Origin of the sequence: Coralloluteibacterium stylophorae (genome assembly GCF_018122625.2) — a bacterium.
GTDB classification, from domain to species: domain Bacteria; phylum Pseudomonadota; class Gammaproteobacteria; order Xanthomonadales; family Xanthomonadaceae; genus Coralloluteibacterium; species Coralloluteibacterium stylophorae.
Window position 1 is genome coordinate 13,343 of the sequence record NZ_JAGQFT020000002.1, and the last position, 25,410, is coordinate 38,752.

The 25,410-nt window shown below is 69.5% G+C and carries 24 protein-coding genes; 16 read left to right on the top strand and 8 right to left on the bottom strand.

Features of this window, described 5'->3' with window-relative positions:
- Nucleotides 1-48: 48 nt before the first annotated feature.
- A complete protein-coding gene (gene hmpA, locus KB893_RS02530) occupies nucleotides 49-1,242 on the bottom strand; it encodes an NO-inducible flavohemoprotein (RefSeq protein WP_211925698.1) in 1,194 nt (397 codons plus the stop codon).
- 141 nt (nucleotides 1,243-1,383) lie between these two features.
- On the opposite strand from hmpA, the gene norR reads away from it, so the two are divergent.
- A complete protein-coding gene (gene norR / locus KB893_RS02535; RefSeq protein WP_211925699.1) occupies nucleotides 1,384-2,934 on the top strand; it encodes a nitric oxide reductase transcriptional regulator NorR in 1,551 nt (516 codons plus the stop codon).
- A 10-nt stretch (nucleotides 2,935-2,944) separates the two neighbouring features.
- Here the strand turns inward: norR and pdxR are convergent, their stop codons facing one another.
- Together pdxR and KB893_RS02545 are read right to left on the bottom strand one after the other, a co-directional pair.
- On the bottom strand, nucleotides 2,945-4,360 hold the full coding sequence (pdxR, locus tag KB893_RS02540; protein ID WP_211925700.1) for a MocR-like pyridoxine biosynthesis transcription factor PdxR: 1,416 nt from the start codon (nucleotides 4,358-4,360) through the stop codon (nucleotides 2,945-2,947).
- 122 nt (nucleotides 4,361-4,482) lie between these two features.
- A complete protein-coding gene (locus KB893_RS02545; RefSeq protein ID WP_211925701.1) occupies nucleotides 4,483-5,403 on the bottom strand; it encodes an SDR family NAD(P)-dependent oxidoreductase in 921 nt (306 codons plus the stop codon).
- Between the two features lie 483 nt (nucleotides 5,404-5,886).
- On the opposite strand from KB893_RS02545, the gene KB893_RS02550 reads away from it, so the two are divergent.
- The 8 genes from KB893_RS02550 to KB893_RS02585 all read left to right on the top strand — a co-directional run bounded on the left by KB893_RS02550 (nucleotide 5,887) and on the right by KB893_RS02585 (nucleotide 13,645).
- Nucleotides 5,887-6,801, top strand: a complete 915-nt coding sequence (locus KB893_RS02550; RefSeq protein ID WP_425491095.1) for a restriction endonuclease — start codon at nucleotides 5,887-5,889, stop codon at nucleotides 6,799-6,801.
- Complete coding sequence (locus KB893_RS02555) at nucleotides 6,798-7,094, top strand: excalibur calcium-binding domain-containing protein (protein WP_211925703.1); 297 nt, start codon at nucleotides 6,798-6,800, stop codon at nucleotides 7,092-7,094. Before KB893_RS02550 ends, KB893_RS02555 begins: the two co-directional genes overlap by 4 nt.
- Before the next feature lie 60 nt (nucleotides 7,095-7,154).
- Complete coding sequence (locus KB893_RS02560) at nucleotides 7,155-8,723, top strand: ATP-binding protein (RefSeq protein ID WP_211925704.1); 1,569 nt, start codon at nucleotides 7,155-7,157, stop codon at nucleotides 8,721-8,723.
- Nucleotides 8,724-8,746: 23 nt separating this feature from the next.
- Nucleotides 8,747-9,469: a TOPRIM nucleotidyl transferase/hydrolase domain-containing protein gene (locus KB893_RS02565; RefSeq protein ID WP_211925705.1), complete on the top strand. Its 723-nt coding sequence runs from the start codon at nucleotides 8,747-8,749 to the stop codon at nucleotides 9,467-9,469.
- A complete protein-coding gene (locus tag KB893_RS02570) occupies nucleotides 9,466-11,313 on the top strand; it encodes a UvrD-helicase domain-containing protein (protein ID WP_211925706.1) in 1,848 nt (615 codons plus the stop codon). Before KB893_RS02565 ends, KB893_RS02570 begins: the two co-directional genes overlap by 4 nt.
- A 104-nt stretch (nucleotides 11,314-11,417) precedes the next feature.
- Nucleotides 11,418-12,743, top strand: coding sequence for an SNIPE associated domain-containing protein (locus KB893_RS02575; protein WP_213173401.1), 1,326 nt, complete (start codon nucleotides 11,418-11,420; stop codon nucleotides 12,741-12,743).
- 183 nt (nucleotides 12,744-12,926) lie between these two features.
- Nucleotides 12,927-13,292 carry a hypothetical protein gene (locus tag KB893_RS02580; RefSeq protein ID WP_213173402.1) on the top strand — a complete coding sequence of 122 codons (366 nt, stop codon included), beginning with the start codon at nucleotides 12,927-12,929 and terminating at the stop codon, nucleotides 13,290-13,292.
- A 134-nt stretch (nucleotides 13,293-13,426) separates the two neighbouring features.
- Nucleotides 13,427-13,645, top strand: coding sequence for a hypothetical protein (locus tag KB893_RS02585; protein WP_211926821.1), 219 nt, complete (start codon nucleotides 13,427-13,429; stop codon nucleotides 13,643-13,645).
- A gap of 19 nt (nucleotides 13,646-13,664) precedes the next feature.
- On the opposite strand, the gene KB893_RS02590 is transcribed toward KB893_RS02585, so the two are convergent.
- Nucleotides 13,665-14,333, bottom strand: a complete 669-nt coding sequence (locus KB893_RS02590; RefSeq protein WP_211926820.1) for a thiopurine S-methyltransferase — start codon at nucleotides 14,331-14,333, stop codon at nucleotides 13,665-13,667.
- 118 nt (nucleotides 14,334-14,451) lie between these two features.
- Here KB893_RS02590 and KB893_RS02595 point away from each other — a divergent pair, with 118 nt between their 5' ends.
- Nucleotides 14,452-15,756: a PQQ-dependent sugar dehydrogenase gene (locus KB893_RS02595; protein ID WP_213173403.1), complete on the top strand. Its 1,305-nt coding sequence runs from the start codon at nucleotides 14,452-14,454 to the stop codon at nucleotides 15,754-15,756.
- 117 nt (nucleotides 15,757-15,873) lie between these two features.
- On the opposite strand, the gene KB893_RS02600 is transcribed toward KB893_RS02595, so the two are convergent.
- Nucleotides 15,874-16,251: a hypothetical protein gene (locus KB893_RS02600; protein ID WP_211926818.1), complete on the bottom strand. Its 378-nt coding sequence runs from the start codon at nucleotides 16,249-16,251 to the stop codon at nucleotides 15,874-15,876.
- Nucleotides 16,248-16,550: an autorepressor SdpR family transcription factor gene (locus KB893_RS02605; RefSeq protein WP_211926817.1), complete on the bottom strand. Its 303-nt coding sequence runs from the start codon at nucleotides 16,548-16,550 to the stop codon at nucleotides 16,248-16,250. The genes KB893_RS02600 and KB893_RS02605 overlap by 4 nt, the downstream gene beginning before the upstream one ends.
- A gap of 220 nt (nucleotides 16,551-16,770) precedes the next feature.
- On the opposite strand from KB893_RS02605, the gene KB893_RS02610 reads away from it, so the two are divergent.
- From KB893_RS02610 to KB893_RS02630, 5 genes are all read left to right on the top strand, one after another.
- Complete coding sequence (locus tag KB893_RS02610; RefSeq protein WP_211926816.1) at nucleotides 16,771-17,448, top strand: TetR/AcrR family transcriptional regulator C-terminal domain-containing protein; 678 nt, start codon at nucleotides 16,771-16,773, stop codon at nucleotides 17,446-17,448.
- Nucleotides 17,449-17,537: 89 nt separating this feature from the next.
- Nucleotides 17,538-18,632, top strand: a complete 1,095-nt coding sequence (locus KB893_RS02615; RefSeq protein WP_211926815.1) for an efflux RND transporter periplasmic adaptor subunit — start codon at nucleotides 17,538-17,540, stop codon at nucleotides 18,630-18,632.
- A complete protein-coding gene (locus KB893_RS02620) occupies nucleotides 18,629-21,712 on the top strand; it encodes an efflux RND transporter permease subunit (RefSeq protein ID WP_211926814.1) in 3,084 nt (1,027 codons plus the stop codon). The genes KB893_RS02615 and KB893_RS02620 overlap by 4 nt, the downstream gene beginning before the upstream one ends.
- A gap of 500 nt (nucleotides 21,713-22,212) precedes the next feature.
- Nucleotides 22,213-22,575, top strand: a complete 363-nt coding sequence (locus KB893_RS02625; RefSeq protein ID WP_211926813.1) for a VOC family protein — start codon at nucleotides 22,213-22,215, stop codon at nucleotides 22,573-22,575.
- Nucleotides 22,576-22,683: 108 nt separating this feature from the next.
- Nucleotides 22,684-23,127: a TonB-dependent receptor domain-containing protein gene (locus KB893_RS02630; protein ID WP_211926812.1), complete on the top strand. Its 444-nt coding sequence runs from the start codon at nucleotides 22,684-22,686 to the stop codon at nucleotides 23,125-23,127.
- Nucleotides 23,128-23,351: 224 nt separating this feature from the next.
- Here the strand turns inward: KB893_RS02630 and KB893_RS02635 are convergent, their stop codons facing one another.
- Nucleotides 23,352-23,930, bottom strand: a complete 579-nt coding sequence (locus KB893_RS02635) for a DUF308 domain-containing protein (protein WP_211926811.1) — start codon at nucleotides 23,928-23,930, stop codon at nucleotides 23,352-23,354.
- A gap of 28 nt (nucleotides 23,931-23,958) precedes the next feature.
- Entirely contained in the window at nucleotides 23,959-24,540 is a 582-nt protein-coding gene (locus tag KB893_RS02640; RefSeq protein WP_211926810.1) for a TetR/AcrR family transcriptional regulator, read from the bottom strand.
- A gap of 426 nt (nucleotides 24,541-24,966) precedes the next feature.
- Here KB893_RS02640 and KB893_RS02645 point away from each other — a divergent pair, with 426 nt between their 5' ends.
- Entirely contained in the window at nucleotides 24,967-25,374 is a 408-nt protein-coding gene (locus KB893_RS02645) for a nuclear transport factor 2 family protein (RefSeq protein WP_213173404.1), read from the top strand.
- The last annotated feature ends 36 nt before the right edge of the window (nucleotides 25,375-25,410 follow it).

The following is a 25,410-nucleotide window of genomic DNA, read 5'->3' on the forward strand; positions in this document are numbered from 1 at the left end:
GTTCTCCCGCGCGCCATGGACCGATCCCCGCGCGCGGGACGCCGACGCTCACTGCAGTGCCGTGGCCGGTCCGAAGAACTCGTAGTGCACCTGCGCATCCGGCACCCCGGCCCGGCGCAGGTTGCCGCGCATGGCACGCATGAAGGGCTTGGGCCCGAGGAAATAGGCATCGATATCCCGGATGCCGTCGGCCTCCGGCGGCAGCCAGTCCTCCAGCGCCCGGGCATCCAGCAGGCCCAGGCGGTCCGGCGCCGGGTGGCCGACGGCGGCCTGCTCGTAGCAGTAGCGGCGGGTCAGCTGTGGATGCATGTCCGCGAGCGCGTCGATGTGCTCGCGGAAGGCATGGACCTCGCCACTGCGCGCGCAGTGGATGAAGGTGATGCGGCGTCCGGTCGCCAGCGCCTGGTGCAGCAGCGGCAGGGTCGGCGTGATGCCGACGCCGCCACTGATCATCGCGATCGGCCGGTCGCCGGGCGCCAGGGTGAAGGCGCCGCTGGGCGCGTTGAGGTCGAGCACGTCGCCCACGTGCCTGTGGTCGTGCAGGTAGTTGGAGACCACGCCACCGGGTTCGCGCTTGACGCTGATGCGGTAGGAGCGCCCGTTGGCCGGCGCCGAGAGCGAATAGTTGCGGCGCAGTTCCTCGCCCTCCACATGGAGCCGCATGCCGATGTACTGGCCCGGCAGGAAGTCCATGACCGGCTGGCCGTCGGCCGCGGCCAGGTGGAACGAGGTGATCTCCGCGGACTCGCGCACCCTGGCGGTGATGCGGAACGCGCGCTCGCCGCGCCACCCGCCCGCGGCGGCCGCCTGTTCGTCGTAGCGGCGGCCCTCCGCCTCGATCAGGATGTCGGCGAGCTGGCCATAGGCGAGGGTCCAGGCCCGCAGCACCTCGGGCGTGGCGACCTCCGGGCCGAGCACGTCGGCGATCGCCCGGATCAGGCAGGTGCCGACGATGGCGTAGTGCGGCGGCTGGATCTGCAGGGCCACGTGCTTGTTGACGATCTGGGTGGCCAGCGGGCCGAGCGCGGCCAGGCGGTCGATGTTGCGTGCGTAGGTCAGCACGCCGTTGGCCAGTGCGCGCGGCTGGTCGCCGCTGGCCTGGTGGGTGGCGTTGAAATAGGGGCGGACCTCGGGGTGCTCGGCCAGCATGCTGGCGTAGAAATGGGTGATCAGCGCTTCGCCGCCGGCTTCCAGCAGCGGGACGGTGGAGGTGACAATGGCGCGGTCGGTCTCGGAAAGCATGGCAATGTGTCGGGGTGGGGGTGCTCTTCTCCAGCAGGTGTCGTGCCAGGTCCGGGCGTTCGTCCCATCAATCACTTACTGGTGCTTCGGAGTCGTTCCGACACGCTGTGCAGGTGTCGAAGTGACTTCGCCGGAGTCGAAATGACACGCCCCCGCCAGCTCGCTGCGCTGCTCCCCCTGATGGCCGACCTGGCCCAGGACCTGCCCGACGCGGAACGCTACCGGCGCCTGCTCCAGGGCCTGCGCGCGCTGCTGCCCAGCGATGCCGCCGCGCTGCTGCGCCTGGACGGCGACAGTCTGGTTCCGCTGGCGGTGGACGGCCTCACCGCCGACACGCTCGGCCGCCGCTTCCGCGTCGCCGACCACCCGCGCTTCGAGATCCTGCTGCAGCACGCCGGGCCGGTGCGCTTCGAGGCGGACAGCCCGCTGCCCGATCCCTACGACGGGCTGGTGGAGGGCCTGCACGGGCACCTGCCGGTGCACGACTGCCTGGGCTGCGTCCTGCGCGTCCACGACCGGCCGTGGGGCCTGCTGACCCTCGACGCGCTCGAAGGCGACCGCTTCTCCGCAGTCGAGCTGGACCTGCTGCAGGCGTTCGCCAGCCTGGCGTCCGCCTCCGTCGCGGTCGCCGCGCGCATCCATCAGCTGGCCGAGCAGGCCGAGCTCGCGCGCGCGTCGGGCGACGCCGGCGGCGAGCCGCCGCGGCGCCGGCTCATCGGCGCCGGTGCCGCGCATCGCCAGCTGCAGCGGGAGATCGAGCTGGCCGGCCCCAGCGACCTATGCGTGCTGATCCAGGGCGAGACCGGGGTCGGCAAGGAACTGGTCGCGCAGGCGCTGCACGCGGCCTCGGCGCGCGCCGGGCGCCGCATGGTCAGCGTCAACTGCGCCGCGCTTCCCGATACGCTGGTGGAGAGCGAGCTGTTCGGTCACGTGCGCGGTGCCTTCACCGGTGCCGGCGCCGATCGCAGGGGCCGGTTCGAACTGGCCGACGGCGGCACCCTCTTCCTCGACGAGGTCGGCGAGCTGCCGCTGGCCACGCAGGCCAAGCTGCTGCGTGCGCTGCAAGATGGCCACGTGCAGCGCCTGGGCTCGGACCGCGAGCACTGCGTCGATGTCCGCGTCATTGCCGCAAGCAACCGCGACCTGGCCGACGAGGTGCGCCGGGGCAGGCTGCGCGCCGACTTCTACCACCGCCTGAGCGTCTATCCGCTGCATGTGCCGCCGCTGCGCGTGCGCGGCCGCGACGTGCTGATGATCGCCGGGGGATTTCTCGAAGAGGCGCGCTCGCGGCTTGGACTGGGCGGGCTGCGGCTGGATCCGCCTGCGCAGGCCGCGTTGCTGGGCTACGACTGGCCCGGCAACGTGCGCGAACTGGAGCACGTGATCGGCCGCGCGGTGGTCAAGGCGCTCGGCCGCCAGCCGCAGCGGCCGCGGATCGTCACCGTCACCGCCGCGGACCTGAGCCTGGTGCCGGGCGTCGACGCAGCGCCGCCGCCCGCCGCGGGCGCGCCGGAGCCGCCGGCGCTGGGGCTGCGCCAGGCCGTGGACGCCTACGAGGAAGGCCTGATCCGCGAAACGCTGGAACGGCACGGCTACCGCTGGGCGGCCGCGGCGCGGGCGCTCAGGGTCGATCGCGCCAACCTGGCGCGCAGCGCGCGGCGACTGGGCATCGCGCCGCCGCCGAAACGCTAGGTCCGCGCGCTCAGTCCCGGCCGCGCCGGTCGAGCACCGCGCACAGCCGGTCGCAGGCCTCCGCGACCGACAGCTCGTCCAGCGTGGCGACGTTGAGCAGCAGCCCCCGGCGCAGGGAAGCACCCGCGTACCAGGGCGACAGCGGTGCCGGCGCCAGGCCGTGCGCACGTGCGCGCAGCGCCAGCTCGACGTCGTCCGCGTCCGCCGGCAGCGAAAGCAGCACCGCCAGGCCGCTGGCCTGCACCCGATGGCCGCGTTGCTCAAGGCATGCCAGTACGGTCTGGCTGCGCTCGGCATACAGGCGCTTGGTCCGGCGCAGGTGACGCAGGTAGTGGCCCTGCGCCATGAACTCGGCCAGCGCCCACTGCAGGGCCTGCCCCGGTGCCGGCGCCAGCATGGCCGCCGCCTCCGCGAGGGCCATCCGCAGCGCCGGCGGCGCGACGACGAAGCCCAGCCGCAGCGTCGGGCTGAGGGTCTTGCTGAAGGAGCCGATGTGGATCACCCGGCCGTGCCGGTCCAGCGACGCCAGCGCCGGCGCCGCGCGTCCCTCCAGCTGCAGCTCGCTGAGGTAGTCGTCCTCGATGACGAAGGCCCCGCGCGTGGCCGCCCACGCCAGCAGCGCATGCCGGCGCTCGGGCGACATCGGCATGCCCAGCGGCGCCTGCTGCCCGGCGGTCACCAGGGCCGCGGCCGCGTCGGGATGGCGTGCGATGCCGTCGCCGACGTCCATGCCGTCGGCGTCGACCGGCACCGGCACCGGGCGGGCGCCGGCCAGCGCCAGCGCGCGGCGCGAGCGCGGGAAGCCCGGCTCCTCCGTCCAGACCGCCTTGCCGGCGAGCCCCAGCACATGCAGCACGAGGCCCAGCCCGCCGGAGAATCCGGAGGTCACCAGCACCTGCTCGGGGGCGCACTGGATGTCGCGCACGATGGCCACGTGCGCGGCGATGCGCGCCCGGAGCTCGGCCTCGCCGGTGGGGTCGGGCGCGGCGGCCAGGGTTTCGCAGGCGCGCCTGACCGCCTTCCGGCGCAGCCGGGAGAGCAGGGGCGCAGGGAAGGCCGAGCCGCTCGGCAGTCCCATCTGGAACACGAGCGGCCGGTCGACCGCGGCGCCGGAGAACGGCTGCCCGGCGAGGGGGGCAGGCAGCGTATCGGGCGACGGCCGTGGCGGTGCGCGACCCGCCACGCGCGTCCCGCCGGCGCCGGCCGAGACGATCATGCGCGCGTCGATCAGCTGTTCGTACGCGCGCTGGACCGTGCCGCGCGACACGCCGAGCTGTGCCGCCAGGTCCTTCCAGGAGGGAAGCCGGCTGTGCGGCTGCAGCGTGCCGTGCTCGATGCCCGCGGCGATGGACCGCCGGATCTGCTCCGCCAGCGGAACCGGAGACTGCCGATCGATGGAAAGCGGGCGTGGGCCGCCGACGGCCATGTCGTTCCTGCGGGGTGGTGCGCCGGCGGACAGTCTAGGACCGGCCGCGCGTGCGGCGGAGCCGGCACGGCCGCGACCGCGCGCAGGTGCGCACGATCGTACAGGCGTCGGCGCGCGGGGGCTCAGGCCTGCGCGACCAGCCGCTCGCCCATCCGCCACAGCCGTTCCGCGTTGTCGGCGTCCAGCGCGTAGGGCGCGCATCCGCTGAACTCCGTGGTGCGCCGTGGCACCACCGCCGCCTCGTTGCAGTCTTCGAAATAGCGCCCGCCGACGCCGTCCAGCAGGGGCGAGGCGGCCAGCAGGACGGTCGTGGCGGCGCCCTGCGCCGGCGACTTGCGGCGCTCTTCGGGCGTCTTCAGCCCGCCGGTGTGCTTCTGCAGGCCGGTGGCGATCGCGCCCGGATGCAGCGCGTTGGCGAGGATGCCGTCGTCGGCCCAGCGCCTGCTGATCCCGACCGCGGCCAGGATGGCGGCGGTCTTGGACTGCCCATAGGCCCCGAACGGCGTGTAGGGGATGAAGTCGAAGCCGATGTCGTCGAACACCACCGGCGAGAACAGATGGCCGCTGGATGCGACGCAGATCACGCGCGCACCGCCGGCGGCGGCCAGCGACGCGCGCAGGCCCAGCGTCAGCGCGAAGTGCCCCAGGTAGTTCACCGCGAACTGCAGCTCGTGGCCCTGCGCGGACCGGGTCAGCTCCGGCAGCGCCATGATCCCCGCGTTGTTGACCAGGACATGCAGCGGCCCGCGATAGCCCGCGGCGAAGGCGGCGACGCTGCGCAGATCCGCCAGGTCGAGCCGCGCGACATCGATCGCCGGGTTGCCGGTCTCCTCCCGCAACGACGCCACCGCGGCGGCGACCCTGGCGGGATCGCGGACCGCGACCAGCACCTCCGCGCCTGCCCTGGCCAGCGCCCGCGAGGTCTCCAGGCCGATGCCCGCAGCGCCCCCGGTCACCAGCACGCGCTTGCCGGCGAGATCGACGCCTTCGAGGACGTCGGCGGCCGTTGAATGGCGTCCAAACCCGGTCCGGATATCGGACATCGATGTCTCCCTCGTGTGGTGGTGGTGCTGTTGCCTGGATCGGTCCTGCGAAGGTGCCGGGCCTGCGCGCGGCGGCGCTGCGTCGTCCGGTCGCCGTCGAGGCCGGCGCGCCGCACCGGTGCCGTGGACTCCGCACCCTAAGGCCGCCGCCGCCGCGGCAACAGGCGCAAATCCTTGCCGAACGAGTGGACCAAACGGCGCCGTCGCCGACCGCTCGCGGACCCGGGCCGCGCCGCGCCCCAGCGGGTCTGTCCCTTCCCCCGCCTGCGGGGAGGCGTGGGATGGGGGTGCCGCGCAGCGCGCCCCCACCCCAACCCTCCCCCGCGTCGCGGGAGAGGGAGCCAAGCTCGCGCCACGCCCGCGTGGTTGCCCCTTCCCCCGCTTGCGGGGGAAGGTTGGGATGGGGGTGAGCGCGCGAAGCGCGGTCCGAACCGTCCAGCCTGATGCTGCCGCGCGTGATGACCCCGCCCGCCGGACAGCGGTATGGTCCGCCGCAGGGGGAACCGCATGGCACGCGGGAAGCAGGGGGCATTGGATGCCTTGGCCGCATGGCCCTGGCCGGTCGGCGTGGGCGCGGGCGTCGTCGCCTTCGTCGCGATCCGCCACGGCATCGCTTGGTGGCCGGGGCAGGCCGGCGGCCCGCTCGGGCAGGCGATGGGCCAGCAGGCGCACGCCTTCGCGCCGCTCGCCTGGGTCGTGCTCGGCCTGTGCTGGCTGGCGGCACTCGTGTCATGGGCGAAGCAACGCCATCGCCGCCGCCTGCTCGAGACCCGCACCGGGCTCGACAGCCTCGCCGCCATCGGCTGGCGCGATTTCGAACGCCTCGTCGGCGAGGCCTTCCGCCGGCAGGGCTACGCCGTGGAGGAAACCGGGCTGGGCGGCGCCGACGGCGGCATCGATCTGATCCTGCGCAGGGACGGCAGGCGCACCCTCGTGCAGTGCAAGCAATGGCGCCGCCAGCAGGTGCCGGTGAACGTCGTGCGCGAGATGTTCGGACTGCTGGCGCACCACCGCGCCGATGCCGTGCTGATCGCCGCCCTCGGCGGCTTCACCCCCGACGCGGCGCGCTTCGCCGCCGGCAAGCCGATCACCCTGATCGACGGGCCGGCGCTGCTGGCGATGGTGCGGCGCGTGCAGGGCGAGCCGTCCGCGGCGGACACCGCCGCGCCCCTGCGGACGGAGGCCAACGACGACCCCGCAGCCGCCGCAGCCGGCGCGCGCCACGCCACAACGCCCGACTGCCCGCGCTGCGGCACCGCCATGGTCCAGCGCGCGAACCGCGCCACCCGCGCCCCGTTCTGGGGCTGCGCCCGTTATCCCTCGTGCCGGCAGACCGTAGCCGCCGACGCATCCGGATTCGTCCTGTCCACGCTGCCTGCAGGGGAGGGCACACCATGAAAAGCCTGGTCGTCCTGCTGATCCTCGGTCTCGCGGCCTGGGGCGCCTACCGCCAATTCAACCCGCCCGCACCGCCCGCCGCGACGCCTGTCGTCGCCAGCGGCACCGCCGCCCGGCAGGCCCCGGCACGCGCGCTTCCCGCACCCGCGCCGGCCTACACCTGCGACGGGCGAAGGCACTGCTCGCAGATGCGCTCGTGCGCGGAGGCGACGTACTTCATCCAGCACTGCCCGAATACCGAGATGGATGGCGACGGGGATGGGGTGCCGTGTGAGAGGCAGTGGTGCGGGTGAGGGGGAGTGAACCTGACCCTGTTCTTTTGAAACCTAACTGTTGAAGCAAGGGATCTCGTAGTGCACATCGACTTCGTTGAAATCTCGAACTTTCGCAAGTTGCTGGCAGTTCGCATCGACATTGCGAAGAAGAGCACGGTGTTCGTCGGGGCAAACAATAGTGGAAAATCCTCGGCGATGGTCGCGTTGAGGCGGTTCCTTGTTGATCATGGCGAGCTGTCAATCAACGATTTCACTCTCAGCCACTGGGCTGCTATCAACGCACTTGGAAGGGCTTGGGAAGCAGAGACTGAGGGGGGTGAGGCGGAAGAGTTCGACTGGGGCAGCGTTGCGCCGTCGGTAGATGTCTGGCTCTCAGTACCCGACAACCAAGTTCATTTCGTTCAGAAGATCCTCCCCACGCTTGATTGGGATGGATCTCCGATCGGAGTTCGACTTCGCTTTGAGCCGAAGAAGATCGAGGATTACAAGCGAGAGTATCTAGCAGCCCGGAGTGCTGTGAAAGCTGTTCTGGCCGCTGTGGACCCCGGCGAGGAGGACGAGTCGGAACCGTTCTCGCTCTGGCCAAAGTCGATGGTCGAGTTCCTTTCGAAGCGCCTGAACGCCCTGTTTGAAGTGAAGTCCTATCTCCTCGACCCCTCTGCGCTTCAAGATCCGAAGGAGGGTGAAGCGTTCCCTCAGGCGCTTCCCCCCGACAGCGAGCCACTGGCGGACGATCCTTTCAAGGGTCTCATCAGGATCGATGAGATCAGCGCCCAGCGCGGGTTGGGGATGCCGGTCCGGAAGGGCGGAAAGGGCGATGGCGATCCGGAGAATGGACCGCGCGTTAGCACCAAGCTCTCAGCGCAGCTCCGCGGCTACTACGCGCAGCACCTCGATCCCTTCGATCAACCAGAAGCCGATGACTTGGTCGCCCTGCAGGCGTTCCATGCAGCTCGCGTCAAGTTCGGTAAGCAGTTGGCTGATTCGTTTGCGTCCGCGATCGAGGAGCTTGAGGGAATTGGCTATCCCGGCTTGACCGACCCAAAGCTATCGCTGGCGGCTGATTTGCGTCCACTGGATGCGCTCAGGCACGGCTCGGCGCTGAACTACGAGGTTCCCACGCACCTTGCCGACGCAGACCTCATCAACCGCCTGCCCGAAGACTCCAACGGGCTGGGATACCAGAATTTGGTCTCCATGGTGTTTGCCCTTATGGCGTTTCGCGACAAGTGGATGCGTAGGGGAAAGGCGGGAAAGAAGGACGCTAACGAGTCGCACGTGCCCCGGTTGCACCTTGTTCTCGTGGAGGAGCCCGAAGCTCACCTACATGCGCAGGTGCAGCAGGTGTTCATCGCGCACGCTTACAGCGTGCTTCGAAAGCACGAGCTGCTAGGCGAGTCGGAAGAGTTTCAGACGCAGATGGTAGTCAGCACGCATTCGAGTCATGTTGCCCACGAGGCAGATTTCGCCTCACTGCGCTACTTCCGTCGTATGCCGGTCCACGCCGTCAGAGGCGCTGTCCCCGTCTCTCGTGTTGTAGGGCTGTCTCGCACGTTTGGCGACGATGAAGACACGAAGCGATTCGTCCGCAGATATCTGAAGTCACTCATTGCGATCTGTTCTTTGCGGACGGCGCGATCTTGGTAGAAGGTCCTGCCGAGCGGATCATCATGCCCCATATGGTCCGCAGCCGGGATGCTTACAAGTATCTGACGCGGTGCTACATCACGTGGCTTGAGATCGGCGGAAGTCATGCGCATCGCCTGAGATCGCTGCTCACTGATCTAGGCCTCAACACGCTAGTCATTACCGATCTAGACGCCAAGGCGGCGACGAATGCGAAGGTGCTTCCAAAGCGAGGCGATGCGCAGATATCGCGCAACCACACCTTGAAGACATGGGTTCCGGAGGAAGAGGGCCTGGATGCGCTGCTTGACACAAGCGAGGACTCGCTCGCGAAGCTTGATAAGAGCGGGTTTGGTGTTCGGGTTGCCTATCAGCAGCCCGTGAAGATCGCCTTTGGAACAGATATCGACGCGGAAGCTATCGCCAACACGTTTGAAGATGCGCTGGTGTATCGGAACATCGAGTTCTTCAGGACACTCCCGGGCTCCGGACTTGCAAAGAAGTTTCGTGACGCGATCGCCGAAAGCACAACGGTGCATGAGCTGGCGACCAAGCTCCACGCTGATCTTTCTGCCGGCGATAAAGCGGAGCTGGCGATGAACATCCTTGAGGAAAAGAATCTGAAGGAACTAGATTTGCCTGGCTACATCGACTCTGGACTTGCTTGGCTGATCAAGCAGCTTCGCCGGAAGGAAGACGACATGGTTGGGAAGATTCCCCCGCCAGATGACGAAGATCAAGCGCAGACTCAGGCCGCGCTGGCATGAACAATGCAGCCGACGTTCCGAACGATGAGGTTGACGTCGGAGCCGATGCGGAGATCGCCGCGTGTCTCGATCCCGATACACTGACGAGCTTTTTTCTCTTCGCGGGCGCTGGATCAGGTAAGACGCGATCTCTTGTATCTGCGCTAACCCATGTGCAAGCCGCTTGGGGCGCTCGACTTCGTCAGCGTGGTCAGAGCATCGCAGTCATCACCTTCACGAATGCGGCGTGCGATGAGATCAAGCGACGCGTTCAGTTCGACCCACTGTTTGATGTTCGGACGATCCACAGCTTCGCTTGGTCTCTGATTGAGGGGCTGAATAAGGACATCCGTGCATGGTTGGCCGACTACCTCACTGCCGAGATCGAGGATCTCCGTCGAAAGGAAGCGACTGGCCGAGCAGGTAAGGCGAGGGACGAACGAATTGCCAAGATCGCGGCGTATGAGGCGCGCCTGGCTGCCCTACCTGGCATTCGTAAGTTCATCTATAGCCCGACAGGCGCGAACCGCACACGTGATGCGCTTAACCATACAGAGGTCATCAAAATCACCGCGCATTTTCTGAGCGAGAAGCCCCGAATGCGTAGCATCTTCGTCGGGCGCTACCCGATTCTTTTGGTCGACGAGAGCCAAGATACTAATGCGGCACTGGTCGACGCATTCTTTCGCGTTGACGCTGAGCACTCGGGCGCTTTCGCGATGGGCCTGATCGGGGACATGATGCAGCGCATCTACGCCGATGGAAAAGAGGATCTCGGCGCGGATTTGCCGCCTGGATGGCGCACTCCCAAGAAGGTGATGAATCATCGGTGCCCGTCGCGCATCATCGAGCTTCTGAACGCTGTGCGACGCTCGACCGATCAGCAAGAGCAGAAGCCGAGATCTGACGCTATTAAGGGATTCGTCCGTCTTTTCATTCTTCCCGCTGAGCATCCCGACGTAGGCGGTGTAGAGGCTGAGATCGCGCAGAGGATGGCCGAGGTCACCGGCGATGAGGCTTGGGCCGTGCCAATGGAGGTGAAGACGCTCACACTCGAGCACAAGATGGCTGCGAGGCGGCTAGGTTGTTTTGAAGTCTTCAGCGCTCTGTATGCCCTCGACTCCCAGAGTCTTCTCCAGCGCACGCAGTCCGTAGCTCTGTTCTTCACAGATCAAGTGCTCCCAGTGCTCGAAGCGCGTCAAGCTGGAGATCGCTTCGGGCTCATGCGGCTTCTGAAGCTGCATTCCCCCCTCATGGCGCCAGAGGCGCTTGCAGCGAATCAGGGACGTGGATACCTAGCGGATGTTCAAGCCGCGGTCGACTCGCTCGCAGGTCTGCTGAATGACGCTCAAGATCCACCGCTCCTCGTTATTCTCCGGGAAGTTGCGAGGTCCAATATCTTGGAAATCCCAGAGCGACTCGCAGCCTGGGCAACGGAGTTGAATGCAGAAGCTGACATGGAGGAGGGTGAGCCAGAGCCCAACGCGAAGACGCTCGCTCGCATCGAAGCAATTGATGAACTACTTGCGGCTCCGTTTTCTCAGATCGCTCCACTGCGGGAATACCTCGAAGGGCGCGCGCGGTTTGATACGCATCAAGGTGTCAAAGGACTTGAGTTCGAGCGTGTGATGGTTGTGATGGATGACTTCGAAGCGAAAGGGTTTTCATTCAAGTATGGAGATCTGTTTGGCGGCAAGGATGAGGGAAAGATCGTCGAATCGACCAGGCGACTGTTCTACGTCGTCGCAAGTCGCGCTGAGAAAAGCTTGGCGCTGGTTGCTTACACGAAAGATCCTTTCCGAGTGCGAGATTTTGCCTTGCGCTCAGGTTGGCTGCTGGATGACGAGATCGTTATCTTCGAATGATCTTTTTTGGCGTGGAGGCGGGGTTAGGGTTACTCGAGCGCGGATCGGAAACGCGCGGCATAAGGCGCAGCTGGTCATCTGGGCGTACATTTATGGAGGGTTTGATGAGTGCCGGACGAACGATCCCTCTATTCGGGGCGAGGCGCTTTGCGCGGCAATTGCTCGCCGACTTGGCGGCGGTCTCGAAGGACCGAGATGACCTGCATGCGACGCTTGCGCGAACTGGCGCTCTCACACAGCTTGAGCGCGAGAAGAGGCTCGAGCAGCTCCGTGGGGAAATTGCTGCCGCGTCCGCAGCGCAGGAAGCGCAGCGAATCGAGTTCGCCGCGGAGCGTGAGCGGCTGACGGCCGAGCTGGCGGAGCTGCGCAATGATGTGGTCGAGACGCGGGAGCGCGTGCTGCTGCAGGAGTCCGGCGTCTACGAGTACACGCATCCGCTTGAGGATGCGGTCGCGTGCAAAGTGCGACTCGACGCGATCCGGCTGGACATCAAGGCGATGAACAAGGCGGAAGGTCGCGCGGTGTCTGCTGCCAAAGGCTGGACGGTCAACGGCTCTGAGGCGAAGGGCCGCACCATGATTCGCGACTATTCGAAGTTGATGCTGCGTGCCTTCAATTCTGAGGCGGACATGCTGGTTCGCGGCCTCAAGCCCTATGCGTTGCCCGCGGCTGTCGACAGGCTGGAGAAGGTCGCCCGCACCATCCAGCGTCTGGGCAAGACGATGAGCATCGAGATCACCTGTGAGTACCTGCAGTTGCGCATCGGGGAGCTGCGGCTAACTGCTGATTTCATCCAGAAGAAGGCGGAGGAGAAGGAGCTAGAGCGCCAGGAGCGCGAGCGTCTGCGCGAAGAGCGGAAAGTCCAGCAGGAGATCGAGCGCGAGCGTACCAAGCTGGAGAAGGAGCGGCAGCACTATCTGAATGCGCTTGAGGCTCTGCAGGCGAAGGGCGATCTTGAGGCCGCCGAGAGGCTTCGCACGCAGGTGGATGAGGTGGATCGCGCGATCTCCGACGTTGATTTCCGCGCCGCCAATATCCGCGCGGGCTACGTGTACGTGATCTCCAACATCGGCTCGTTCGGCGAGTCGCTGATCAAGGTCGGCATGACCCGACGTCTCGATCCCATGGATCGCATACGTGAATTGAGCGACGCCTCGGTCCCGTTCAACTTCGATGTCCACGCGCTGTTCTTTTCGAATGACGCTGTGGGCATCGAGTCGGCGATGCACAGCCGCCTTGCAAGCGCTCGCGTCAACCTGGTCAACCAGCGCCGCGAGTTCTTCCGAGCGACGGCGTCAGAGGCAAAGGCGCTGTTGGTTGAGCTGGCGGGAGACCTTCTGACCTTCCACGACGTTCCGGAAGCATTCGAATTCAGGCAAAGCCAGAAGCTGGCTCATGAGCGAACGATTGACTCAGGCCGGCTTGAGTAACCTAACTTCACGGGTAGAGCTGCTCTTGAATTTTGGAATGTCTGACGGCTGCCGAATTCGCCTCGCGACAAAGTCGCGATCGAGGGCTGCGCGGGGCGCAGCGAGATGCGAGGGCGCGGGTTCGTGAATAGGGGTCCAGTCCTTGCCGGAGGGAACAAGGGAAGGCGTTCGCGCCACTCGATCGTGCTCTGTGTTCTCGTCCTGCCGTCGCTTGCCCTTGCGCAAGGCAAGCGCTACGGCGACATCGACTACAGCCGGCCGCAGGACTGCAGCGTCATCACGCGCGAGCACCGGGCGAATCCCTACGCCTATCTGTTCCGCGATCTGTGCGAGCGGAGCGACGCGCGCTCGAAGCAGGGCGTGGCGCGGATCATGGGGCGGCCGCAGCCGTCGACGCGTGTCTTGGACGTGCCTGCGCATGGCACCGAAGACGCCAGGCGCCACGGTGTGGCCTGCATGGGCGGGCTGGTGATGCTGCGCATCGAGAACGGCTGGGAGCAGGCGCTGGATTCCGAGCATCGCTATTACACCTGTCGCGCCAGCAATTAGGGGGGGGCGCAGTGCAGACCATGAGCCTGCGGCGCGCGTGGATTATCTGTTTTTCAGATATCCGGCGGGTGCGGATAAGGTCGGGTGCGATGAGTCGGAGTTGGTCCGGCTCACGCTCGCACAGGAGACCAGCCATGGACAGCAACGGATACACGTTCGGCGTCACGCTCCACCAGATCGACCAGCTCAATGCCCTGGTCGGGGCGATCCGCGCGCAGGGGGATGTGCTCGCGGTGAGCCGCGGCGAGCTGCTGGAGGCGCGGAGCCTGCCGACGCTCGGCGACGCGATCTTCGATGCGGCGCTGAGCGCCGGGAAGATCCTCGGCGAGGTGGAGGCGCAGCCGCTCCGCTGAGAGCGGATCGGGCGCGCCGCTACGGCGCGGATGAGCGGCGCACCAGCCGGTACGCGCTGGTGTGCAGCTCGGTGAGGCCGGCGCCGAGGCCGTCCTGTTCCTGGGCGAGGATGTCGCGGCGCTCGAGCAGGTCGATCGACCAGTCGTTCGCGAACAGGGTGCGGACCTCGGCATCGTGCACGGCGAAGGGCGGGCCGTCCTTCTGCTGCTGCGGGTAGTCGAGGGTGATCAGCAGGCCGCGGCAGCCGCGGGGCAGGCGCGCATAGAGTTCGCGGGCGTAGCGCTGGCGCATCGGCGGCGGCAGGGCGATCAGCGCGGCGCGGTCGAACACGGCGGCGCAGTCGCGCAGGGCCTCGGCGTCGAGCGCGAAGGCGTCGCCGCAGATGATCTCGATGGCGCCGGCCTCGAAATGCCGGCCATGGCGCGTCGGCGTCACCCGCGGTTCGAGCCCGGCCTCGGCGAAGAACTGCTCGACCGCCGCCTGCGAGAGCTCCACGCCGAGCACGCGATGGCCGCTGTCGGCCAGCCAGCGCATGTCCTGCGACTTGCCGGCCAGCGGCACGAACACGCGGCCGCCCGGCGCCACGCCCAGCGCCGCCCAGTGCGCCGTCATCAGCGGCGTCGGCCGGTCCTGCTGCCAGCCGGTGCGGCCCTCGTTCCAGCGGTCGAGCCAGTACTGCGGGTCCATCGGATGCCCTGTCGTCGATGCGGCGCCTGCGATGCGGGGCGTCCAGTGTGCATCGACGAGTGACGGCAAGCCGGGCCGCCGCCATCATGCGCGCCCTCAACCGGAATGGCGGAAATCCATGCAGAGCCTGCGCGCCTGTGTCCTGATCGTTCTGTGTCTGTGGCCTGCGGCGACACCATTCGCGCGCGAGCGCCATGCCGTGGAGGGCGTGCCCTGCGGCGGCTATCCGCGGCTGGCGATCGGCACCCTGCGCGGCATGTGCGCCGGGCTGGTGCTCGGGCCGACGACGGCCGATGGCTCGCGGCCGATCCGCCTGCCGCGGTCCCTGCTGCAACTCGATGCGAAGACCTGGCTGATCACCGATCTCGGGGCGTGGGAGGGCGCGCGCGGCGCGGTGTGGCGGCTGCGGACCGGCCCGGGCGCTGCGGTCGCGGTGGAGCGCGTGCTCGACGGGCTGCATCTGCCGCACGCGATCGCGCGGGGGCCCGACGGGCTGGTGTACGTGGGCGAGATGAGCCGCATCCTGCGTTTCGATCCGGAGGCGGACGACCCGGGCGCGGGCGTGGAGACGGTGATCGGCGGCCTGCCCGATAACCGCCTGCATGCGCATCGGCATCCGCTGTCCAAGTTCGTGTTCCTGCCGAACGGCGACCTGCTGGTCAACGTGGGCGCGCCCAGCGACCAGTGCGCGGATGCCGCGGCACGCACGGCCTCGGGCCTGTGCGCGGAGAGCGAGGGCGAGGTGGATGCCGCGAGCCTGCGCGTGTACCGCTACCGCGGCGAGGGGCGCTGGTCGCCGGACCATGAGGTGCTCGCCCGGGGGCTGAGGAACTCGCTGGCGCTGGCGGTGCATCCATCGGGCACCGTGCTGCAGGCGGAGAACAGCTACGACTTCGACAGCCGCTGGTCGCCGTTCGAGGAGCTCAACGTCATCGAGCCCGGACGGCACTACGGCTGGCCGTACTGCTACGACGCGGACGCGGCCGCGCCGGTCTGGCCCGAACGGACGGAATGGTGCCGCTCCGCGGCGCATACGGCGCCGGCCGTGCTGCTGCCGCCGCATGCCGCGCCGCTGGACATGCTCTGGTACGAGGGCGCCATGTTCCCCGCGCTCAAGGGACGCCTGCTGATGAGCTGGCACGGCCATCGCTCCGTGGGCGGCCGCATCGCCAGCTTCGCGGTGGATGCGCGCGGCGTGCCGGTGCCGGACGCGAACCCGCGCTTCCCGGCCTACGGCCTCGGCTTCCGCAGCTACGGCGTCGCTCCGGCCGCGACACCGGTGGTGCTGACGCCCGGCTGGGGCCTCGCGCCGGGCCTGCGCCCGCAGGGTTCGCCGGTGGGCCTCGCCGTCGCCGGGGACGGCGCGATCTGGGCCACGGACGACCGTGCCGGGCTGGTGATCCGCTTCGCGAAGGACGATTGAGACGCAGGGAGCGTGGGCCGTTTCCGCAAGGGCAGGTGGATCGCAGGACCGGCCGGTGGAATGACGCGACGCGCGGCAGACCCCGCGCCCGGCGGCGCACCGCGTGCTCTACGTCGCTCAGGCCCGTGCGCGGTCCTTGTCGCGCAGCGAGAGGCAATAGCCGAAGGTGAGCGCGATGCCGGCCAGGACCGCGGCGCTGCCGCCGGCGACCGCCACCGGGATCGGCGCGAACGCCCAGAGCGCGGCGTACACGAGCCCGCTCAGCACCATCGACCAGCCGCCGATTCGCTTCACCCGGCGGATGGCCGCGGTCGGGGCCACGGCCTTGGGCATGCGGTTGCCGATCCAGGCGATCATCAGCCCGTTCGTCCCGATCACCACGCGGGTCATCGTCTCGCCATCGATATGGCCGAGGTCGCGCGCATGGCTGGCGACCAGCGCCAGGACGACGATGCCCACGCCCCAGGCGAGGTGCTTGATCAGTTCCCGGTTCATCGTGCGATCTCCTTCTTGCCCCGCGACGCGGGCGCGCCGGCGCCGACGCCGAATGAATGGACGAAGCCCAGCAGCGCTTCCTCGAGCACCGAAAGCTTCAGGTGGTAGATCACGGACTTGCCGGCCTTCTCGGCGTGCACCAGGTCGGCTTCCTTCAGCACCGCGAAGTGCGCCGACATCGTCGGCCTGGACACATCGAATCGCTCGCTCAGCTCGCCCGCGCTCAGCGGCCCGTCGCGCAGCAGCTGGAGCACGCGCCGGCGGGTGGGGTCGGAAAGCGCCTTGAAGACCTGGCTCATGCTGCGACGATTAGCTAATTATCTAAATGTGTCAAGGGGCACGCGACCGCTGGCAGCAGCCCGGGCGGTGGTGCAAGGGCGCGGCTGGGACGGCGCCCGAGCCGCGCCGATGCCGGCGCGCACGGGGTGGCGGGACCGGCTGGCCCGACCTGCCACAGCGGTCTTGCCGACGTCGCTCTAACGCTGTTAGATTCCGCTGCCTTACAACGTTAGGGCGGCCATGCGACGGAGCATCGGGCGGGAGCAGATCGTGGAGGCCGCGTTCCGCCTGCTGGACGAGGCGGGCATCGAGGGCGTGACCCTGCGCAAAGTGGCCTGTGCGCTGGGGATCCGCGCGCCGTCGCTGTACTGGCACTTCAAGAGCAAGCAGGCGCTGACCGACGCGATGGCCGACGCGCTGATCGCCGACGTGGCCCGCGACATCCATCCGGGCCAGCCGTGGCGGGCGACGCTGATGCAGGTCGCGCACGGGTTCCGGCGCGGCTTCAGGCGGCACCGGGATGGCGCCCGGGTCTATGCCGGCACCTACCTGGCGACCGAGAACGTGTTGCGCGTGGGCGAGGCGTCGATCGGCGCGCTGGTCGAGGCCGGCGCGCCGGTGGACTTCGCGGCGACCACGGCGATGGACGTCGCCTACTACGTCATGGGCTTCGTCATCGAGGAGCAGGCGCTGCCCGAGTACCGGCACTTCGAAGACGTCGGCAAGGCCTTCCTGGCGCTGTCCCAGGCGCGCTTCCCCTACTGCTGGCAGGCGCGACACCTGCTGACCGAGCCGGATTTCGACCGGCGCTTCGAGCAGGGCCTGGGCCTGATGCTCGACGGCATCGAGCGCTGGCTGGCGCAGCACGGCGGGCGGCCGGACGGCGCCGACCCGGCAGCGGGCGCCGGCACGTCGTGAGCGTTCCCGGTCTTGTCTCCCTTCCCCGCCGGTCAGCGCCGGCGGGCCACCCTCCAGCGCCCGGGCGTCCCGGGGCAAAGGCATCCTGCATGCGACTCCATCTCCTGCGTTGGTCCCTCTTCGTACTGGCCGGCGCACTGCTGTCGGCCTGCGGCGGCGCCGACGAGACCCCCGACGGGGCGGCGAGCGCCTCCGCGCTTCCGGTCACCGTGGCGCCCGCGCAGGTCCGGGCGCTGGCGCGGACGGTGGTGGTCTCCGGTCCGGTGTCGGCCTACGAGGAGATGCAGCTCGGGGTCGAGCTGTCCGGCCAGCGCGTGACCGCGCTGAAGGTGGACGTCGGCGAATCGGTGGAACAGGGCCAGGTGCTGCTGGAGGTCGACCACCGCACCCTCGACAGCGAACTCGCCCAGGCCCAGGCCGGGCTGGAGCAGGCCCAGGCCGCGGAGGAACTCGCGCGGCTCAACTTCGAGCGTGGCCAGCAGCTTGGCGCCCGGCAGTTGATCAGCGCCAGCAGCCTGGACGAACTTCGCGCGGCGCTGGCCAATGCGCGGGCGCAGACCGCCACCGCCCGCGCCCGCCGCCAGGCGTCGCAGCTGCAGCGCGATTTCGCCGAACTGCGCGCGCCCGCCGATGGCGTCATCTCCAGGCGCCTGGTGCAGCCGGGGCAGGTGGTCGCCGCCGGCACCGAACTGTTGCGCCTGATCCGCGACGGCCGCCTGGAATGGCGCGCGGAACTGTCGGAGGACCAGCTCGCCGCCGTCGCCGTCGGCGACACCGTCGCGCTGGCCTACGCCGGAGAGGCGATCGAGGGCCGCATCCGCGCGGTCAGTCCCGGGGTCGATGCGCAGACCCGCACCGGCACCATCTATGCCGACCTGCCCGAGCCCGGCCCGCTGAAGCCCGGCGTCTTCGTCGAGGGCCGCATCGTCACCGGCACCGGCGAGGCGCTGACGGTGCCGACCGCGGCGATCGTGCAGCGCGACGGCCATGCCTACGTGTTCACCGTCGGTGCGGACCAGCTCGTGCAGCGCCGCCGCGTGGGCACCGGGCAGGCGGCCGAGGGCCGCACCGAGGTCATCGAGGGCCTCGAGGCGGGCGAGCAGGTGGTCGTGGACGGCGCCGGCTTCCTCGGCGAGGGCGACCGCGTGCGCGTGGTGGCCGGTGCGGAGGCGGCGACGCCATGAACATCTCCGCCTGGGCGATCCGCCGCCCGCTGCCCGCGATCCTGGTGTTCCTGGTGCTGTGCGTGGCCGGGCTGTGGGGCTTCCACCAGCTGCCGGTGGCGCGCTTCCCGGACATCGCCTTCCCGATGACCACGGTCACCGTGACCCAGCCGGGCGCCTCGCCCAGCCAGCTCGAGGCGGAGGTCACGCGCAAGGTCGAGGACTCGGTCGCCACGGTCAACAACGTCAAGCGGGTGATGTCCACGGTCAGCGAGGGCGTGAGCACCACCACCATCGAGTTCGAGCTGGAGGCGGACCTCGCCACCGCGCTGGACGACACCCGCGACGCGGTCACCCGCATCCGCACCGACCTGCCGCAGGACATCCAGGAGCCGGTGATCTCCAAGGTCGACATCGGCGGCTCGCTGATGACCTATGCACTAGTGGCGCCGCGGATGACGCCCGACGAGGCCAGCTGGTTCGTCGACCGCGAGGTCGCGCGCGCCATGTACGGCGTGCCGGGCGTGGCCCGGGTGACGCGGGTGGGCGGCGTCGACCGGCAGGTGCGCGTGGACCTCGACCCCGACGCGCTGCTCGCCTTCGGCGTCACCGCCGGGGCGGTCTCGCAGCAGCTGGCGCAGATCCAGGTGGAGCGCGCCGGCGGCCGGGCGGAGCTGGGCGGTGCGCAGCAGACCATCCGCACGCTCGGCACGGTGGCCGATGCGCAGGCGCTGCGCGATTTCTCGATCAGCCTGCCGGACGGGCGCTCGGTGCGCCTGTCGACGCTGGCGACGGTGACCGATGCGGCCGCCGACCCCGCCGAGGCCGCGCTGCTGGACGGCGAGGAGGTGGTCGCCTTCTCGATGTCGCGCACCCGCGGCTCCAGCGAGATCGCGGTGGAGGCGGGCGTGCACGAGGCCCTGGACGAACTCAAGGCCGCGCACCCGGGCATCGACTTCCGCCTGGTCACCACCGCCATCGACGAGACCCACCGCGCCTACGGCTCGTCGATGACCATGCTCTACGAGGGCGCGCTGCTGGCCCTGCTGGTGGTGTGGCTGTTCCTGCGCGACTGGCGCGCGACGTGGGTCTCGGCGCTGGCCCTGCCGCTGTCGATCATCCCGACCTTCGCGGTGATGTACGTGTTCGGCTTCACCCTGAACATCATCACCCTGCTGGCGCTGTCGGTGGTGGTCGGCATCCTGGTCGACGACGCCATCGTCGAGATCGAGAACATCGTGCGCCACCTGCGCATGGGCAAGCCGCCGCTGGAGGCGGCGCGCGAGGCCGCCGGCGAGATCGGCAACGCGGTCATCGCGACCTCGCTGACCCTGGCGGCGGTGTTCGTGCCGGTGGCCTTCATGCCCGGCATCGCCGGCAAGTTCTTCCGCGAGTTCGGCTGGACCGCGGCCACCGCGGTGCTGTTCTCGCTGCTGGTCGCGCGCCTGCTGACGCCGATGATGGCGGCCTACCTGCTCAGGCCGCACGGCGAGGAGCAGGGCGACTCGCGGTTGATGCGCTGGTACCTGGGCTGGGTCGACGCGGCGCTGCGCCATCGCGGGCGCACGCTGTGGATCGCGACGGCGCTGTTCGCCGCCTCGCTGGCGCTGGTGCCGCTGATCCCGGCGACCTTCATCCCGCAGTCCGACCTCGGCCGCAGCAACCTGAGCCTGGAGCTGCCGCCGGGCACGCGGCTGGAGGACACCGTGGCCGTCGCCGAGCGCGCGCGCACGCTGCTCGCCGACATTCCCGAGCTCAGGCAGGTCTACACCGCCGTCGGCAGCGTGCTCGACCTGGGCGATCCGAGTGCGTCCGGCGTGGGCGAGGTGCGCAAGGCCACGCTCGTGCTCGACTGGGGCGTCGCCGACGAGCGCGACCGCGACCAGCGTGTGCTGGAACGCGAGGTGCGCGCGCGCCTGGCCGACCTGCCGGGCGTGCGCGTGAGCTACGTGAGTTCTGAGCCGGGCAACCTGTTGCAGCTGGTGCTCGCCGGCGACGACCCGCAGCGCCTGCAGGATGCCTCGACTGCGCTGGAGCGCGACCTCCGCGGCATCGCCGGCCTGGGCAGCGTCAGTTCGACCGCCTCGCTGCTGCGGCCCGAGATCCAGATCATTCCCGACCCCGCGCGCGCGGCGGACCTGGGCGTGGCCACCGCCGACATCGCCGAGGCCGCACGCATCGCCACCGCCGGCGACTACGAGCAGCGCCTGGCCAAGCTCAACCTGCCCGACCGCCAGGTGCCGATCCGCGTCGGCTTCGCCGAATCCGCGCTGGCCAACCCGGCCCTGATCGGCCAGCTGCGCGTGCCCGGCCGCTACGGCCCGGTGCCGCTGTCGGCGGTGGCGGAGATCCGCGCGGGCAGCGGCCCGTCGCAGATCTCGCGCTACCAGCGCCAGCGCAACGTCACCCTCACCGCCGAGCTCAACGGGCGGCCGCTGGGCGACGTGATGGAACAGGTCCAGCAGCTGCCCAGCGTGCAGCAACTGCCTCCGGGCGTGAGCTTTCTCAACACCGGGGACGCGGAAGTCTTCGTCGAGCTCTTCGTCGGCTTCATGCTGGCGATGGTCGCCGGCCTGGTGTGCATCTACATGGTGCTGCTGCTGCTGTTCAACCACGCGCTGATGCCGGTCACCATCCTCGCGGCGGTGCCGCTGTGCGCCGGCGGCGCCTTCGGGGCGCTGCTGCTGACCCAGAACATGCTCTCGCTGCCGGCCCTGATCGGCCTGCTGATGCTGATCGGCATCGCCACCAAGAACTCGATCCTGCTGGTCGACTACGCAGTGATCGCCGAGGACGAACTGGGCATGAGCCAGCACGATGCGCTGATCGACGCCTGCCGCAAGCGCGCGCAGCCCATCATCATGACCACGCTCGCCATGGGCGCCGGCATGATGCCGATCGCGCTGGGCTTCTCCGGCGATTCCAGCTTCCGCGCGCCGATGGCGATCGCGGTGATCGGCGGGCTGATCACCTCGACCCTGCTGAGCCTGATCGTGATCCCCGCCACCTTCACCCTGGTCGACGACCTCGGCGAATGGCTCTCGCGCAGGCTGCGGCACCGCTCCTCGCACCCCGCCGCGAGCGAGGCGGCGCAGGAGTGAGGCCGGGCGGGGATGAAGCGGGAACGTAGACCGGGAATGGGGAACGGGGAACGGGGAACGGGGAACGGGAGTCTCCATGTGCCCGCACCCGCTCTCCCGTAGGAGCGGCTTCAGCCGCGACCCGTCGCGACGCTTCGCCTGGGCAGCGCCCACCTGTGGGAGGGGCTTCAGCCCCGACCGGCATCGCGGCTGCGATCGGGCGAATGCGCTCCTTCTGTATCGGCGCAAGGGTATCCCGCACGACCGACCGACCGACCGGTCGCGACGCGTCGCCTGAGGCAGCGCCCCCCTGTGGGAGGGGCTTCAGCCCCGACGGGCGCCACGCCCGCGAGCGGGCGAGTACGCTTCCCCTGTGTCGGCGCGAAGCCCCCGCTCGTGCGCACGAGCGGTCGCGGCTGAAGCCGCTCCTACAGGGGCCAGCTCGCGGCGGTCGATGCGGGCGTCGGGCATCCGCCGGACTCCGCGCCGCCACGGCCGACGAGCACAGGGAGCACAGCCGCATGACCGACTTCACCAAGACCCGCTACACACTCGCGGTGCGGGATCTCGACCGCTCGACCGCGTACTACACCTCCGTCCTCGGCCTCGGCATCGACTTCAGCGCGCCTGGCTGGAGCTTCCTGTCGCGCGGCAGCTTCCGGGTGATGCTGGGCGAATGCATCGACGCAACGCCGCCTGCGGAGCTCGGCGACCATGCCTGGTTCGGCTACGTGACCGTCTCCGATGCCGCGGCGCTGTTCGGCGAGTACCGCGACGCAGGCGCGGAGTTCACCCAGCCGCTCGCCGACAAGCCCTGGGGCATGCGCGAGTTCGGCATCCGCACGATCGACGGCCACCGGATCATGTTCGGGCAGGAGCTCTAGCGTCCTCCCGCCACGGTGGGAGCGCGACGGCTGCGCGGCGCGGCGGTCACGGCGCCGGAAGGCCGGACCTGCGGTTCTTGATCCACGCCCGGAGCCTGGCGTGCACGGGTGCGTCGTGGAGCACCGAGGCGCCCCAGGCGAAGGCGACCATGGCTCGGCCACCAGCTGTCGCCGGCCGCGCGCCTGACCCTGTTCGGCGACTACGTCGACACCGACGTCAAGAACAGCGACGACAACCTGCCGCGGATTCCCCCGGGGCGGCTAGGCCTGCGCTACGACTGGGGCCAGGGCCCGCTGACCAGCGACGTCGAGTACTACCGCACGTTCGAGCAGGACGAGGTCGCGGCCTACGAGACGGAAACGGCGGGCTACGACATGCTCAACGCCACCGTCTCGTACCGCTTCGACGTCGGTCGCGGCAGGTCGCTGGAAATCTACGCGCGCGGCACCAATCTCACCAACGAGCTGGCGTTCGCGCACACCTCGTTCGTTAAGGACCAGTCGCCGCTGCGCGGACGCAACCTCGTCGTCGGCCTGCGGCACGACTTCTGAGGACGGACGGAGTCGACAAGGGCCTGCATGCGGATGTGCGCCCGCCGGTTGCCGATACCTGCGTCCTTGTAGGAGCGGCTTCAGCCGCGACCCGTCGCGACCCTTCGCCGAGGCAGGGCTCATGCTGGGGCAAACCTTCACCTGTGGGAGGGGGCTTCAGCCCCGACGGGCATCGAGCTGCGGCCGGGCCGTCTGGATGACGACCGGTCGGCCCCGCAACAGGCTCAGGCCCCGACGGGCTCGCCCGCGCCGCCGCGGCGCGCCTTCAGCGCCAGCCAGATCGCCGAGACGAGGAAGTAGAGCGCGCCGATGGCGGCGTAGCCGGCGATGGTGACGATCGGGGGCGCGACCGGCGCGAACGCCTGCTTGATGAAGAAGCCGCCGGCCAGCGCGGACTGCGCGCCGCTCAGGACCGACGCCCACTGCGCGCTCTGCGTCTTCCATCGGCGGACCGCGGTCGCGAGCTGGAGCAGGCCCGCGACGATCGCCCAGGCGCCGAACAGGCCGAGCACCGGTCCGGGACCGCGCTGCACGGCGAGCAAGGCCATCGCCGCCGCGACCAGGCTGACGACCGCGTTGAGCGCCTGCGTGGGATTGCGCCTGAGGCCGCCGCTCCGGACCGCGTCGACGTAGTTCGCCACGGCGTCCCAGGCCGGATACAGGCACAGCAGGACGGCAGCGACGGCCGCATGGCCGCGTCCGAGCGCGAAGGCTGCGGCGACCCATGCCAGGGAGAAGGCGGCGCGGGCGGAGTAATAGCGCGTGAGCCAGCGGCTCGCGCCGGAGAGCGAGGGAGTCTGCATGTCGGGATCCTCTGGGAGTGGGGCAGCCCTAGGGGGCGGGCTGCAGGCGTTCGAGATGGGTGGTCATGACGGCGCGGAAGACGCCGGGGTTGGCATACGCGCGGGCCGAGAGCAGGGCGCCGTGCACGGTGGCCACGAGCGCCTCGGCCTCGGCCTCGACGGCGCCGCCGACGGCGAGGCTGCCGACGTCCTTCGCCTGGCCGAGCACGGTCGCGAACCACTCGGCCAGCGCCTGGAAGTGGCCGCGCACCTCGGCGGCGATCTCCGGCGGCAGCGACGGCGCCTCCGCCGCGAGCAGGGCGCACAGGCAGAAGGGGTCGGTGTCCGAGGTCACGCAGCGGGCCCAGTAGTCGATGTAGGCGTCGAGCGCGGCGGCCGGGTCGGGATGCCGCTCGCGCAGGGCCTGCAGCCCGGCGATCGCGTCGCGCCGGTAGTTCGCGACGAGGGTGCCCACCAGGCTGATCTTGGTCGGGAAGTAGTGGTGGATGCTCGCCTTGCGGATGCCGACCTCGAGCGCGATGTCGGCGAAGCTGAAGCCGTGGAAGCCGCGCTGGATGATCAGCACGTGCGCGGAGCGAAGAATGCGGTCGATGGTCGGGATGTCGGGCATGCGGCTAGCCTACCTTCTGGTAGGTAGGCTACGTCAAGGGCGGCAGTGGCCTTGACGGACGAACGGTCGCCTGGCCGGTCCTGCCGCAGCCCCGCGCCGCGAACAGCTCCGCCAGCCGGTCGACGAGGCACGCCACGCGGGCGCCGGGGATAGCGGTTGAACGAGTACCACCGGGCAGAACGGGAGCGGCTCGAGCGACCCGTCCTCCAGCAGTGGCACCAGGGTTCCGGGGGGCATGGGCCCGGCCACGGACGCCAGCGCACCGGCGTGCTAGGCAGGCAGGCCCGGTCTCGGGTCGACTGCAGGAGGCGGCTCCGGTCACCAGGCCATCGCCGAGCGCAGGCACGGTGCCCGGTCGTGCCGATCCCCTGCAAGCTCGTCGACCTGCCCCGCAGCCCGTCCATCCATCGCACCGAGCCACCCGTCATGGAATCCGTACAACAGCCCGCCGCCGGACTGGCACGCCAGGAGCCCGACTACGACGCCCTGCTGCGCGCCAACCTCGAGCGGGTCTTCAACGAGCGCGACCCATCCGCGCGCCTGCGGGCGGTCGAGGCGCTGTTCGTCGCGCAGCCCACGATGTTCGAGCCGGACGGCATCGTCGAGGGCCGCGCGGCGATCGCCGACGTCGCCGGCGCCCTGCTGGAGACGTTCGGTCCCGGCTTCGCCTTCGTCCCGGACGGCACCGCCCGCGGACACCACGGCCTGGGCTGCCTGCGCTGGCGCGCCGGGCCCGGCGACGGCACCGTCACCGTGACCGGTGCCGACGTGGCCGCGATCAGCGAAGGCCGGATCGCGCGCCTGTGGGTGCTGCTCGATCCGCCTGCGCGCTGAGGCCGCGGTCGCACGGCGCCCTCCGCGCTGCGCCGG

Excerpts from the sequence above, each read along its gene's own strand:
- KB893_RS02575 (WP_213173401.1), top strand. The coding sequence starts at position 11,418 with ATGAGTGCCGGACGAACGATCCCTCTATTCGGGGCGAGGCGCTTTGCG.
- KB893_RS02645 (WP_213173404.1), top strand. The coding sequence starts at position 24,967 with ATGGAATCCGTACAACAGCCCGCCGCCGGACTGGCACGCCAGGAGCCC.
- KB893_RS02610 (WP_211926816.1), top strand. The coding sequence starts at position 16,771 with ATGCGACGGAGCATCGGGCGGGAGCAGATCGTGGAGGCCGCGTTCCGC.
- KB893_RS02595 (WP_213173403.1), top strand. The coding sequence starts at position 14,452 with ATGCAGAGCCTGCGCGCCTGTGTCCTGATCGTTCTGTGTCTGTGGCCT.
- KB893_RS02635 (WP_211926811.1), bottom strand. The coding sequence starts at position 23,930 with ATGCAGACTCCCTCGCTCTCCGGCGCGAGCCGCTGGCTCACGCGCTAT.
- pdxR (WP_211925700.1), bottom strand. The coding sequence starts at position 4,360 with ATGGCCGTCGGCGGCCCACGCCCGCTTTCCATCGATCGGCAGTCTCCG.
- KB893_RS02570 (WP_211925706.1), top strand. The coding sequence starts at position 9,466 with ATGAACAATGCAGCCGACGTTCCGAACGATGAGGTTGACGTCGGAGCC.
- KB893_RS02620 (WP_211926814.1), top strand. The coding sequence starts at position 18,629 with ATGAACATCTCCGCCTGGGCGATCCGCCGCCCGCTGCCCGCGATCCTG.
- KB893_RS02555 (WP_211925703.1), top strand. The coding sequence starts at position 6,798 with ATGAAAAGCCTGGTCGTCCTGCTGATCCTCGGTCTCGCGGCCTGGGGC.
- KB893_RS02600 (WP_211926818.1), bottom strand. The coding sequence starts at position 16,251 with ATGAACCGGGAACTGATCAAGCACCTCGCCTGGGGCGTGGGCATCGTC.
- KB893_RS02605 (WP_211926817.1), bottom strand. The coding sequence starts at position 16,550 with ATGAGCCAGGTCTTCAAGGCGCTTTCCGACCCCACCCGCCGGCGCGTG.
- KB893_RS02550 (WP_425491095.1), top strand. The coding sequence starts at position 5,887 with ATGGTCCGCCGCAGGGGGAACCGCATGGCACGCGGGAAGCAGGGGGCA.
- KB893_RS02640 (WP_211926810.1), bottom strand. The coding sequence starts at position 24,540 with ATGCCCGACATCCCGACCATCGACCGCATTCTTCGCTCCGCGCACGTG.
- norR (WP_211925699.1), top strand. The coding sequence starts at position 1,384 with ATGACACGCCCCCGCCAGCTCGCTGCGCTGCTCCCCCTGATGGCCGAC.
- KB893_RS02625 (WP_211926813.1), top strand. The coding sequence starts at position 22,213 with ATGACCGACTTCACCAAGACCCGCTACACACTCGCGGTGCGGGATCTC.
- KB893_RS02585 (WP_211926821.1), top strand. The coding sequence starts at position 13,427 with ATGGACAGCAACGGATACACGTTCGGCGTCACGCTCCACCAGATCGAC.
- hmpA (WP_211925698.1), bottom strand. The coding sequence starts at position 1,242 with ATGCTTTCCGAGACCGACCGCGCCATTGTCACCTCCACCGTCCCGCTG.
- KB893_RS02545 (WP_211925701.1), bottom strand. The coding sequence starts at position 5,403 with ATGTCCGATATCCGGACCGGGTTTGGACGCCATTCAACGGCCGCCGAC.
- KB893_RS02565 (WP_211925705.1), top strand. The coding sequence starts at position 8,747 with ATGCCCCATATGGTCCGCAGCCGGGATGCTTACAAGTATCTGACGCGG.
- KB893_RS02590 (WP_211926820.1), bottom strand. The coding sequence starts at position 14,333 with ATGGACCCGCAGTACTGGCTCGACCGCTGGAACGAGGGCCGCACCGGC.
- KB893_RS02615 (WP_211926815.1), top strand. The coding sequence starts at position 17,538 with ATGCGACTCCATCTCCTGCGTTGGTCCCTCTTCGTACTGGCCGGCGCA.